Source organism: Streptomyces sp. NPDC001156 (genome assembly GCF_053598275.1).
This window is the reverse complement of the sequence record NZ_JBSFJX010000004.1, coordinates 75,846-87,773: the sequence shown is the minus strand read 5'-3', so window position 1 is coordinate 87,773 and position 11,928 is coordinate 75,846. Positions and strand designations below refer to the sequence as shown.

Below are 11,928 nucleotides of genomic sequence, written 5' to 3'. Positions count from 1 at the left end.
TTATGACCTTTTCCGTCTGCTTTGTCTGTACCGGCAACATCTGCCGGTCGCCGATGGCCGAGTCCGTCTTCCGTGCGCGGGTGGAAGAGGCCGGTCTCGACGACCAGGTCCAGGTCGACAGCGCCGGCACGGGCGGCTGGCACGAGGGGGACCCCGCCGATCCGCGGACGGTCGCCGCCCTGGAGGAGCAGGGCTATGGCAGCGATCACACCGCCCGGCAGTTCCAGCCCTCCTGGTTCTCCCGCCTCGACCTCGTGATCGCCTTGGACACCGGCCACCTCAAGGCACTGCGCCGCCTCGCGCCCACCCCGCAGGACGCCGCGAAGATTCGGCTGCTGCGCTCGTACGACCCGGCCGCCGGCGACGACCTCGACGTACCGGATCCCTATTACGGGGGGATGGACGGATTCGAGGCGTGTCTTGAGATGGTGGAAGGGGCGAGCACCGGTCTGCTCGCCGCGGTACGCGAGCACCTGGAGGGACGGGCAGCATGACATCAGGGGATTTCGGCACATCCGGCGCGGGAATCGGCGACGGCACCCGCGCGGTACGGGCGGGACTGCCGGAGCCGGTCAAGTACGAGCCGACTCTGCCGGGGCCCGTCTTCGCGGCGCACTTCCACCTGCCCGGCGAGCCGACCGGCCCGTACACCTACGGACGTGACGAGAACCCCACGTGGACCCATCTGGAACGGGCCATCGGCGAGCTGGAGGCGCCCGGCGAGGACGGCGTCGAAACGCTCGCCTTCGCCTCCGGCATGGCGGCGATCTCGGCGGTCCTCTTCTCCCAGCTGCGCGCCGGCGACACCGTCGTGCTGCCGGCGGACGGCTATCAGGTGCTGCCGCTGGTGCGCGAGCAGCTGACCGCGTACGGCATCGAGGTGCGCACCGCGCCGACCGGCGGCGATGCCCAGCTCGACGTCCTCGACGGCGCGAAACTGCTGTGGGTGGAAACCCCCTCGAACCCGGGGCTCGACGTCTGCGACGTGCGGCGGCTCGTGGCGGCGGCCTACGCGCAGGGGACGCTCGTCGCCGTCGACAACACCCTAGCGACACCCCTCGGCCAGCGCCCGCTGGAGCTGGGTGCCGACTTCTCCGTGGCCAGCGGCACCAAGATGCTCACCGGGCACGGGGACCTGCTGCTCGGGTACGTGGTGTCCCGGAATGCGGGGCTGATGGCCTCCGTGCGCCGCTGGCGCAAGATCGTCGGGGCGATCCCCGGTCCGATGGAGGCCTGGCTCGCGCACCGCTCGCTGGCCACCCTGCACCTGCGCGCCGACCGCCAGACCGCCAACGCGCTCGCGGTCGCCGAAGCACTGCGCGCCCGCGCCGAGGTGACCGGTCTGCGCTATCCGGGGCTGCCCGACGATCCCTCGCACAAGACCGCGGCGCAGCAGATGCGGCGTTTCGGGTGCGTGGTGTCGTTCTCGCTGCCGACACGGGCGCGTGCCGATCGCTTTCTGGACGCACTGCGCCTCGTCGACGACGCGACGAGCTTCGGGGGCGTCCGGTCCACCGCGGAGCGGCGTGGTCGCTGGGGCGGTGACGCGGTGCCCGAGGGCTTCATCCGCCTCTCGGCCGGCGCCGAGGATCCTGAGGACCTGGTGGCCGATGTGCTGCGTGCACTCGACGAGTCGGCGGAATGACCGGTTCCTGAGCGGCATCCACTGCTTCGGCTACGTACATACAGGGAGGCGAGGGCCGCCCCCGAAACCTCGTATACGGACGACGGACGGTCCGAGCCTCCCCCCTCGTGGCTCGGACCGTCCCGGTTCCGCGCGCGAAGAACCGTGCGAACAAGGCTAGTTGACTCTGTGTCAGTGTCCAATCACAGTAGCGACAGAGACCTATCGACTTATTTATAGTTGAGCCCGGTCGCGGGTGTGGGGAGGCAAGGTAGCACCATGGATCTGGCCCTGCTGCGCACCTTCGTGACCGTGCACCGGGCCGGCTCGTTCACCCGTGCCGCAGCGCTGCTCGGCCTCTCCCAACCGGCGGTCACGTCCCAGATCCGCACCCTGGAACGGCAGCTGGGCCGCCCTCTCTTCCTGCGCCAGGCCCGCGGTGTGACTCCCACGACCATCGGCGACGAACTCGCGCACAAGGCCGCGCCCCATCTCGACGCCCTGGTGGAGATCACCGAGACCGGGCTCGACGAGCAGTCCTCACCGCGCACCCTCCATCTCGCCGGACCACCCGAGTTCACCGCCGAGCGCGCCCTGCCCGCGCTCGCGGCACTGGCCGAGGACAGCCAGGGGATCGCCCTGCGCGCCACCTTCGGAAACGCGGACGAGACCCTCGAGGGCCTTGCCGCCGGACACCACGATCTGGCCATCAGCACGGCCCGGCCGCGCGGGGCCCTGCTCACGGCGACCCCGCTGTGCGACGAGGAGCACGTTCTGGTCGCGGCGCCGCGCTGGGCCTCCCGCACCGGCGGCCCCGGTACACCACGCCGCACGGACGCACACGGGCTGGATAACCTCCCGGTGGTCGAGGTGCACGAGTCGCTGCCGTTCGTCTCCCGCTACTGGGCCTCCGTCTTCGACTCCCGCCCGACCGCCCCCGGCACAGTCATCGTCCCCGATCTGCGTGCGGTCCTGGCCTGCACCACCACGGGTGCCGGGCTCGCCGTGCTGCCGCGCTACCTCTGTGCCGCGGCGCTGGAGCGCGGTGATGTGGTGGCACTCCATGAGCCGGCCGTCCCTCCACTGCGGACGTACTTCCTGGTCGTCCGCACGGGGACACTGGCCATGCCGCACATCGCCCGAGCCCATGAGTGGCTGCTGCGGACGGCGGCCGACTGGGGATGAGGCCGACCAGGAGCGAAGGCGATACGAACCCTACGAACGGAGGCGACAGGGCTGGACCGTGGGCCAGGTCCGCCAGGCGACGCCACCGCGTGTTCACATCTGGTTCCACCTCGTGTGGGCTCCACGATGTTTCACGTGGAACGGGTTGGGCCACATTCCACCCATGACCGTTCGCCCCGTGGTCAAACGCACCGCCCGCGCCATCCTGCTCGATGGCGACGACCTGATTCTCATCAAGCGCACCAAGCCCGGAGTCGATCCCTACTGGGTGACACCGGGCGGCGGGGTCGAGCCGTCGGACGCGACCGTCGTCGACGCGCTCCACCGCGAAGTACACGAGGAACTCGGCGCCAAGATCAGCGACGTGGTGCCCTGCTTCGTCGACACCGTCGAGCACATCGGCGAAGGCGGCGGCGCGACCGGAGTCAAGGTCCAGCACTTCTTCGTCTGCCGCCTGGAGTCCATGGACGAGCGTCTGCGGCACGGGCCCGAGATCGAGGAGCCCGCCGGCCAGTACGAGATCGTCCGGGTGCCCTTCACCAGGGTCGGCATCGCGTCCGTCCATCTGGTGCCGCTGTCCCTGCGCCACTACCTCGACGGCAACATCGAGGGCGTACGTGCCATGCACGCACCCGACCTGGGCTGATCTCCGGACCGAGAACGGCACTCCCGTCCGGCATTCAGCGTTCGGCCACGGCCAGTTCGTCCACGGAGTCATGGCGGATGCGCTCCGACGGGATACCGATGTTCCGGAGCGCGTCCACACCACTGCGGATCATTCCGGGTGGGCCGGAGAGATAAGCGTCGTACTCGTGCCAGGGCCCGTACTCGCGAATGACGTCAGGTAGTTGGACATGCGCCAGTGCGTCGACGACCGGACGGACCGAGAGCCAGGGATGGCTCTGCTGCAACCGCAGCATGGTGTCGATGTCGTACAGGTCGTGGTCGGTGCGGGCACCGTAGAAGACCTCCATGGGGCGCCGATCGCCGTGCCCCGCGACATCCTCCACCAAGGCCTTGATGGGCGCGATGCCGGTGCCGCCACCAAGGCAGAGCAGTCCGTTGTCCTTGGTGTGGTCGACGGTCATCGTGCCCGCGGGCGGGCCGAGACGGATGACGTCACCGGGCCGGGCGCGGTGCACCAGCGCATTGGAGACCCAGCCCGCCGGGACCGCCTTCACATGGAACGAAAGCAGTCCGTCGGAGCGCGGCGCCGAGGCGAAGGAGTAGTGCCGCCATATCCGCGGCCACCACGGGGTCTCCACGCTCGTGTACTGCCCGGCCAGGAATGGGTAGGGCTGGTCGGGGCGCACCGTGATCACCGCGACGTCCGGGGTGCGCAGATCGTGCGACACGACCTCCGCGTGCCACCAGGCCGGGGCGCGCAACTCGTCCGCCGCCGCCGCGTCGATCATCACCTGGGAGATCGTCGTGTACGCCCGCACCCAGGCGGCCTCGCTCTCCCTGTCCCAGATCGCGGAGGCGTACTTGCTCAGCGCGCCGATGAGGCATTCGCCGACCGCCGGGTAGTGCTCGGGCCGCGTGCCGTACTTGCGGTGGCCGCGGCCCAGGTTCTGCAGATAGGCGACGAGGACCTCGGTGTTGTCGATGTGCTCGGCAGCGGTCAGCAGTGCGGTGAGCAGCCGGTCCCGCTGGGTGTCCATCGCGGCGGGGAACAGCGACCGCAAGTGGGGATAGCGCACGAAGAGAAGTGCGTAGAAGTACGAGGTGACCTTGTCCGCGATGGGCCCGATCTCCGACATGGTCTGCCGGATCAGCACGGCGTCCGGAGACGCCTGAGCCTCCGGGGCGGAGGGCTGGGCCGGGACGCGGGGCTCGGGGCGGATCCCTTGATGGGCGGGCTCCGGCTCGCTGTGCCGGTGCTGCGGCGTGTTCGCCGTCGGCTGTATTCGTCCCTGCTGGGTAACGTCGCCGACGGGCGAACGGCCGACGGGACGCATCGCTGCGAGACGGCTGCCCTCCGGCGTGGGGGGCTCCCCGCCCGGAGGCGTCGGGGACTGGCTGTGGGGTGTGAACCAGCCGCCCCCGCCGCTGTCGCCGGAGGTGCCGTTGTCGGCCGACGCGGTGGTCGGAGCGTCCATGGTGTGCCTCGCCTCGAACATCTTCCGGTCGGTCTGCGCACTTCCCCGGTCGGAGGGTGTTTTCTTCCCCCGCTGACAGCCCTGCTTTCCCCGTTCGGTCGCTTGACGTCCAATGCGGCACAGTCAACCCGGAAACCCGCTGCGTACGGACAAGTAAGGGGGGAGTGTGACATAGGCCGCAGTAACCTCACCGCAGCTTTCCACTCAGCCTTCACGCCCGGTCGCTTAGCGGGAAAGGCGGGACTTGGATCTCTCCGTCTCGTTAGGCTGCATTGGCTTGCGTTCGCGCCCTGCGGAACGTGCGCACATCACACCGGAGGCGAACCGGACTCGACCATACCGGTCGCCGTGCCATGCACAAGTCCCCCCTCAGTCCGCCATGAAGTGTCGGCCGAGCGAACCGGAATCTGCGTCAATTACCGGGCACGGCATACTCATTCACCAGCATCCCGGAGATCCTGCTCGGCTCCGTGATGCGATGAAGTCTCGCCAAGTGCGAGAAGATCTGCGCTCTCCCTTTCTCACCGTCGCATGACTCATCCCGGTCCTCTGAGTCATGACGAGTCATCAGCCCAGTACCGATCAGTCGTGATCAGGTCATTGCCGTTTCACGTGAAACATCTGATCCGGTCCTGTGCGCTCCGGCATGACATGGCTAAAAGCGTGTGCGTTCGACCGCAAAGCGGTGGACGCCGGTGCCCCAAGTCGGACAGCCTGACCTGCGTGTCGACACCTCCCCTCGCCGCTCTGCCCATCCGCCGTCTGACGCCCCGCGATCTCATCGCCTGCGCCGACTTGTCCGAGGACCGGGGCTGGCCCCGCGAGGAACACAAGTGGGGGCTGCTTCTTGCCGCCGGCAGGGGGTATGGCATCGACGACCCCGCTGGCGGGCTCGTCAGCGCCTGCGTCGTGACCGAGTACGGGTCTCGCCACCGTCCGGACCTCTGCGCCATCGGTATGGTGCTCGTCGCCCAGCGCCACGCGCGCCAGGGCATCGGCCGCCGACTGATGCGGCACGTGGTGGCCGAGACGGACACGACCACCCCGCTGACGCTGTACGCGACTCCATACGGTCGCCCCCTCTACGAGGAACTCGGCTTCAAGGTCACCGGCGGCTCCGAGATGGTGCGTGGCCCCTTCCGGGCCGGAGGCCCTCCGCCGACCGTCGCCACCCGTCCGGCCACCGGGGAAGACCTGGCCCATCTGGTCCGGCTCGATGAGGAAGTGTTCGGCGTCGACCGCACGCATGTGATCACACGGCTGCCGGCTTTCGCGGATCAGTTGCATGTCGCCGAGGAGGGCGGGCGGATCATCGGGTACGCGGCCCTCTGGCCCAACATGGACACCCATGTCGTGGGCCCTCTCATCGCCCGCGACACAGAGACGGCGAAGGCACTCGTCGCATCGCTCGCCGCCTGCACCGACCGGCCGCTGCGCACCGACGTCGACGTACGCCACGAGAGCCTGCTCACCTGGCTGAAGGAGCGCGGGCTCGCCTCCGTGGGCTTCAACGCGGTCATGACGTACGGCGTCCCGGACCTGCCCGGTGACTGGACGCGGCGCTTCGCTCCGGTGACGGTGGCCGCGGGCTGAGTCCGCAGTGATGCGAAACGCGTGCCTCCGGAGTCCCGGAGACACGCGTTCGCGTCAACGGCCGTGAGCTGCCCGCTCAGCGGTGCACGGCCAGGTGAGGTTCGCCGGAGACGGCACCCTCCGCCGCAGGCCTGCCAGGAGCCGTCTGCCGCCGCTCCAGCGCGGCCGAGAAGAACGCCAGCAGCAGAGCGGACCCGGCGAGCGCCGCGCCCACCCAGTTGGGAGCGGTGTACCCGAGGCCGGCGGCGATCACGATGCCGCCGAGCCAGGCGGACAGGGCGTTGCCGAGGTTGAAGGCGCCGATGTTCGCGGCCGAGGCGAGGGTCGGAGCTCCATGGGCGTGGTCCAGGACCCGCTTCTGCAGCGGAGGGACCGTCGCGAAGCCCAGGGCGCCGATCAGCACGATGGTGGGCGCGGCCAGGACCTTGCTGTGCGCGGTGAGGGTGAACAGCGCGAGCACGAGAGCCAGGCCGCCGAGCGACACGTACAGCATCGGCATCAGGGCACGGTCCGCGTACTTGCCGCCGATGAGGTTGCCGCCGACCATACCGAGGCCGAAGAGGACCAGCAGCCAGGTGACCGAGCCGTCCGCGAAGCCGGTGACGTGGGTCATCATCGGCGCGATGTAGGTGATGGCCGCGAAGACACCGCCGAAGCCGAGGACGGTCATCGCCATCGCCAGCAACACCTGCGCGTTCTTGAAGGCGGCCAGCTCATGGCGCAGGTGCACACCTGCCGGCTTGGGCATATCGGGTACGAGCTTCGCGACACCGAGCAGTCCGATCACGCCGAGCCCGGCGACGAGGCCGAAGGTGACCCGCCAGCCGACGGACTGACCGACGAAAGTGCCGAGGGGGACTCCGATGACGTTGGCGACGGTCAGACCGCTGAACATCATGGATATGGCCCCGGCCTTCTTCTCCGGGGCGACCAGCTCGGCGGCGACCACCGAGCCGATGCCGAAGAACGCGCCGTGGGCCAGGGAGGCGACCACCCGGCCCGCCAGCATCAGACCGAAGGTCGGGGCCATCGCCGAGAGCAGGTTGCCGAGCACGAACAGGCCCATCAGCAGCATCAGCATCCGCTTGCGGGAGACCTTGGTGCCGAGCGCGGTCATGATCGGGGCGCCGAACATCACGCCGAGGGCATAGCCGGTCACCAGCAGTCCGGCAGTGGGAATGGAGACTCCGAAGGAGCCTGCGACCTCGGGCAGCACGCCCATGATCACGAACTCCGTGGTTCCGATCCCGAAGGCCCCGATCGCGAGGGCCAGAAGCGCGAGAGGCATGAGGAAGACCTTCCAAGCGATTGCATGAGCGCTTTGCGTGCTATCACAATAATTGCAGACGCTTGATATATGCAAGCGCAGTCTATTGCGAGAGTGGTCTATCCTGGGTGGATACCACCTCTGGGACGGGTGGATACGACATCTGGGACGGAGGAAAGACGCCATGACAGCGACGGACCCTGCGCTCACCGCCCTTGCCCAGGGCTGGTGCGCCCTCTCCTTGCTGCACGGGAGGATTGAGGCCCGTATTGAGCGCGCCCTGCAGAGCAAGCACGGGCTCAGCGTGCGGGAGTACTCCCTGCTGGACGTGCTCAGCCGCCAGCACGACGGCGAGGGGGGACATCTGCAGATGAAGCAGGTGGCCGACGCGGTGGTCCTCAGCCAGAGCGCGACGACCCGGCTCGTCACCAGGCTCGAGGACCGCGGCCTGCTGGAGCGCTACCTCTGTCCGACCGACCGTCGTGGCATCTACACCAACGTCACCGCCGTCGGCCTTCAGCTGCTCGAGGCGGCCCGTCCCACCAATGACGCCGCTCTGCGGGAGGCGCTGGACGACGCGGCCGAGAACCCCGAGCTGGCGCCCCTGGTCCGCGCGGTCGAGTCGTTGCACCTATCTGCGTAGGTTGCCCCGGCGCCCTGGACACGCGGCAGCCAGGGCACCCGCATAGGGTGCGAGCATGGGAGACCTTGAGATACGCCCCTGCGTCGCGGAAGACATTCCATCGGTCGTCGCCATGCTGGCCGACGACCCGCTTGGTGCCCAGCGCGAGTCGCCGGACGATCTGGCGCCGTATCTGAGCGCACTGGAGCGGGTGAGCGGTGATCCGAACCAGCACCTTGTGGTCGGCGAAAGGGACGGACGTGTCGTCGGCACACTTCAACTCACGATCATCCCCGGACTGTCCCGCCGGGGTGCGACCCGGTCGATCATCGAGGCCGTACGCATCCACTCCGACGAACGCGGCAGTGGACTCGGCACGCAGTTCATCGAGTGGGCGATCGACGAATCCCGGCGCCAGGGCTGTCAGTTGGTCCAGCTGACCTCCGACGCCACCCGCACCGACGCCCACCGCTTCTACAAGCGCCTGGGCTTCGAGGCCTCGCACATGGGCTTCAAGCTGGTGCTCTGACAGCGCCGTTCCGGACGCAGGGGCGCGTTTCACGTGAAACACACCCCTGCGACGCTACAGCGGCGTCTAGCGGATGCCGCTCCACCCCTCCGGGTCCACGCCCCCGGGCACGGGAGCGCCCTCGTCGTACGGCTGCCGCGTGAACACGAACGAGCCGAGGTCCAGGTGGCTCACGGATCCGTCCGTTCGCCGTACTGGCCGCAGAACCTCTCCCGCGTAGTAGCCGTCAAGCCCGGTCCACGTCCCGTCACCGTTGGACCGCAACTGTGAGCGGCGGCCCACTCCGGACAGCGGTTCCAGCGCGACACCTCCGTCGGCCACGAGCCGCAGGATGAAACCCTGCGTTCCCCAGTACCACTGGCCCGTCAACTCCAGTACGGCCGGATCGACCTCCGGCAGCGGCCGCCATGGCTCGGGGATCCTGGGTTCCGCCTCGGCCACGATGCCGATCAGATCGGCGGCGAGGGCGGTCACCTGCGGACCCGATGTGCAGTTGGCCAGCACCACGGCCGCCATGTCGTCCTCGACGCTGAGGGTGAGGTTGGCGAGGAACCCGGGCAGCGAGCCCGAGTGCCCCGCGAGAAGCCGCCCGTCCCGGTGCTGTAGCTGCAGACCGAGGCCATAGCCGGTACCGGCCGCCAGGTCCGCGGTCTCGGCCGGAGCAGCGGGTGTCCGCATCTCCTGTACGGACTGCGCGCTCAGCACCCGGTCGTCGCCACGGGCCAGGAAGACGGCGAAACGGGCCAAATCGCCGGTGGTCGACCACAGTTGGCCGGCCGGTGCCATCCGTCCGAGGTCCTCGGCGGGCTCGGGGAGCATCACGTCCGCCCAGGGATGCACGGCCCATCCGCCCGCGTGCGGTGCCCGCGATCGGCCACTTGTCCGGCGCAGCCCCAGAGGTTCGAGCACCTCACGCCGCAGCACGTCTTCCCAGGCGGCTCCGCGCACCTCCTCGACCAGGGCGCCGAGCAGCGTGTAGCCGGGGTTGGAGTAGTGGAATCTACGGCCGACGGGATGCCTCAGCGGCTGCTCGCCCAGCACGTCCACAAGCTCGGGACGCAGCGAACCGGGCGTGCGCTCCCACCACGGCGCGGGCGACTCGGCCGCCAGGCCTCCCGTATGGGCCAGCAGTTCGGCGATGGTCGCCTCCCCCGCGCCGGTGCCGGGCAGGTACTTCTCCAGCGGGTCGCCGAGATCCACGAGGCCCTCATCACGGAGCCGCAGCACAAGGACCGCGGTGAAGGTCTTGGTGATGGATCCGATCCGGTACTGCACGTTCTCGTCCGGGGCGTGGCCGTCCACGGAGGTGCGCGCGCCGTGCCACACCGCCTGCCCGTCCCGGACGACCGCGGCCACCAGCGACGGCGCCCGTCCCTCGGCCTGCGCGACCGCGATGCGGTGCGACAGTGCCCGGCGCGTGGCGGGAAGCAGCTCTGCTTGAGATGTCGTCATGGCTACAGTCCACCTGGCCCGGGATTCCGCGTCGAGTGCATATGTGCGGCAGCACCGACGGCAGAGGGCGGATCAGGTCTGCGCCATGTCCACAAAACGGGAATAATGCCCCTGAAAGGCCACAGTGATGGTCGCCGTGGGGCCGTTACGGTGCTTGCCGACGATGATGTCCGCCTCGCCGGCGCGCGGCGACTCCTTCTCGTACGCGTCCTCGCGGTGCAGGAGGATCACCATGTCGGCGTCCTGCTCGATCGACCCGGACTCACGCAGGTCCGACACCATGGGCTTCTTGTCCGTCCGCTGCTCGGGGCCACGGTTGAGCTGCGAGAGTGCGATGACGGGCAACTCCAGCTCCTTGGCGAGCAGTTTCAGGTTTCGCGACATCTCCGAGACCTCCTGCTGCCGGCTCTCGGACCGCTTGGAGCCGGACTGCATGAGCTGCAGATAGTCGATCACGACCAACTTCAGGTCGTTCCGCTGCTTGAGGCGGCGGCACTTGGCGCGGATCTCCATCATCGACAGGTTCGGCGAGTCGTCGATGTACAGCGGAGCGGCCGAGACGTCCGGCATACGCCGTGCGAGACGGGTCCAGTCCTCGTCCGTCATCGTGCCGGACCGCATGTGGTGCAGGGCCACACGAGCCTCGGCGGACAGCAGACGCATCGCGATCTCGTTGCGGCCCATTTCGAGTGAGAAGATCACGCTCGGCAGGTTGTGCTTGATGGACGCCGCCCGCGCGAAGTCCAGCGCCAGCGTCGACTTACCCATGGCGGGACGGGCGGCGATAATGATCATCTGACCGGGATGCAGACCATTGGTGAGCTGATCGAGATCGGTGAAGCCTGTCGGCACGCCGGTCATCTCCCCCGATCGGGAGCCGATCGCCTCGATCTCGTCGAGCGCGCCCTCCATGATCTCGCTGAGGGGCAGATAGTCCTCGGCCGTGCGCTGCTCGGTGACCGCGAAGATCTCGGCCTGGGCGCTGTTGACGATCTCGTCGATGTCGCCGTCGGCCGCGTATCCCATCTGAGTGATCCGCGTGCCGGCCTCGACCAGGCGGCGCAGGACCGCGCGCTCGTGCACGATCTGCGCGTAGTACTCGGCGTTCGCCGCGGTGGGCACCGTCTGCACCAGGGTGTGCAGATAGGAGGCACCTCCGACCTTGGTGATCTCACCGCGTTTGGTCAGCTCGGCGGCGACCGTGATGGGGTCGGCCGGCTCGCCCTTGGCGTACAGGTCGAGGATCGCCTGGTAGATCGTCTCGTGCGCGGGCCGGTAGAAGTCATGGCCCTTGAGGACCTCGACGACGTCCGCGATCGCGTCCTTGGACAGAAGCATGCCGCCGAGGACGGACTGCTCGGCGTCCAGGTCCTGCGGAGGCACGCGTTCGAAGGAGGAGCCTCCACCGTCCCACGCGCTGCTGTCCGGCCCGCGTTCGTGCTGCTCGTCACGCCCGGTGCCACCGCCGCGGCGGGAGGCGGGGACACGATCGCCGGGACCGATGTCGGCCCAGGGGTCGTCCAAGGGCTCGGAAATGCTCACGAGCCGCCTCCT

11 protein-coding genes are annotated in these 11,928 nt (G+C 68.9%); 7 read left to right on the top strand and 4 right to left on the bottom strand.

Annotation, left to right across the window (positions count from 1 at the left end; genetic code table 11):
• The first annotated feature begins 2 nt into the window (after positions 1–2).
• The 4 genes from ACWDA7_RS03625 to ACWDA7_RS03610 all read left to right on the top strand — a co-directional run bounded on the left by ACWDA7_RS03625 (position 3) and on the right by ACWDA7_RS03610 (position 3,455).
• A complete protein-coding gene (locus tag ACWDA7_RS03625) occupies positions 3–494 on the top strand; it encodes a low molecular weight protein-tyrosine-phosphatase (protein ID WP_450602568.1) in 492 nt (163 codons plus the stop codon).
• Positions 491–1,645 carry a cystathionine gamma-lyase gene (locus tag ACWDA7_RS03620; RefSeq protein ID WP_450602567.1) on the top strand — a complete coding sequence of 385 codons (1,155 nt, stop codon included), beginning with the start codon at positions 491–493 and terminating at the stop codon, positions 1,643–1,645. Before ACWDA7_RS03625 ends, ACWDA7_RS03620 begins: the two co-directional genes overlap by 4 nt.
• Positions 1,646–1,903: 258 nt before the next feature.
• Positions 1,904–2,809, top strand: a complete 906-nt coding sequence (locus tag ACWDA7_RS03615; RefSeq protein ID WP_450602566.1) for a LysR family transcriptional regulator — start codon at positions 1,904–1,906, stop codon at positions 2,807–2,809.
• A gap of 163 nt (positions 2,810–2,972) precedes the next feature.
• On the top strand, positions 2,973–3,455 hold the full coding sequence (locus ACWDA7_RS03610) for an NUDIX domain-containing protein (RefSeq protein ID WP_450602565.1): 483 nt from the start codon (positions 2,973–2,975) through the stop codon (positions 3,453–3,455).
• A gap of 34 nt (positions 3,456–3,489) precedes the next feature.
• On the opposite strand, the gene ACWDA7_RS03605 is transcribed toward ACWDA7_RS03610, so the two are convergent.
• Positions 3,490–4,911 carry a globin domain-containing protein gene (locus ACWDA7_RS03605; protein WP_450602563.1) on the bottom strand — a complete coding sequence of 474 codons (1,422 nt, stop codon included), beginning with the start codon at positions 4,909–4,911 and terminating at the stop codon, positions 3,490–3,492.
• A gap of 723 nt (positions 4,912–5,634) precedes the next feature.
• Here ACWDA7_RS03605 and ACWDA7_RS03600 point away from each other — a divergent pair.
• On the top strand, positions 5,635–6,504 hold the full coding sequence (locus ACWDA7_RS03600; RefSeq protein WP_450602562.1) for a GNAT family N-acetyltransferase: 870 nt from the start codon (positions 5,635–5,637) through the stop codon (positions 6,502–6,504).
• A gap of 76 nt (positions 6,505–6,580) precedes the next feature.
• On the opposite strand, the gene ACWDA7_RS03595 is transcribed toward ACWDA7_RS03600, so the two are convergent.
• Positions 6,581–7,792 carry an MFS transporter gene (locus ACWDA7_RS03595; protein ID WP_450602561.1) on the bottom strand — a complete coding sequence of 404 codons (1,212 nt, stop codon included), beginning with the start codon at positions 7,790–7,792 and terminating at the stop codon, positions 6,581–6,583.
• A gap of 163 nt (positions 7,793–7,955) precedes the next feature.
• Here ACWDA7_RS03595 and ACWDA7_RS03590 point away from each other — a divergent pair, with 163 nt between their 5' ends.
• The gene (locus ACWDA7_RS03590; RefSeq protein ID WP_450602560.1) at positions 7,956–8,414 is read left to right on the top strand and encodes a MarR family winged helix-turn-helix transcriptional regulator; all 459 of its coding nucleotides are present in this window, start codon (positions 7,956–7,958) and stop codon (positions 8,412–8,414) included.
• A gap of 55 nt (positions 8,415–8,469) precedes the next feature.
• On the top strand, positions 8,470–8,922 hold the full coding sequence (locus ACWDA7_RS03585; RefSeq protein WP_450602559.1) for an N-acetyltransferase family protein: 453 nt from the start codon (positions 8,470–8,472) through the stop codon (positions 8,920–8,922).
• Positions 8,923–8,988: 66 nt separating this feature from the next.
• On the opposite strand, the gene ACWDA7_RS03580 is transcribed toward ACWDA7_RS03585, so the two are convergent.
• On the bottom strand, positions 8,989–10,374 hold the full coding sequence (locus ACWDA7_RS03580; RefSeq protein ID WP_450602558.1) for a serine hydrolase domain-containing protein: 1,386 nt from the start codon (positions 10,372–10,374) through the stop codon (positions 8,989–8,991).
• Positions 10,375–10,446: 72 nt separating this feature from the next.
• Positions 10,447–11,916: a replicative DNA helicase gene (gene dnaB, locus ACWDA7_RS03575; RefSeq protein ID WP_450602557.1), complete on the bottom strand. Its 1,470-nt coding sequence runs from the start codon at positions 11,914–11,916 to the stop codon at positions 10,447–10,449.
• Positions 11,917–11,928 lie beyond the last annotated feature (12 nt).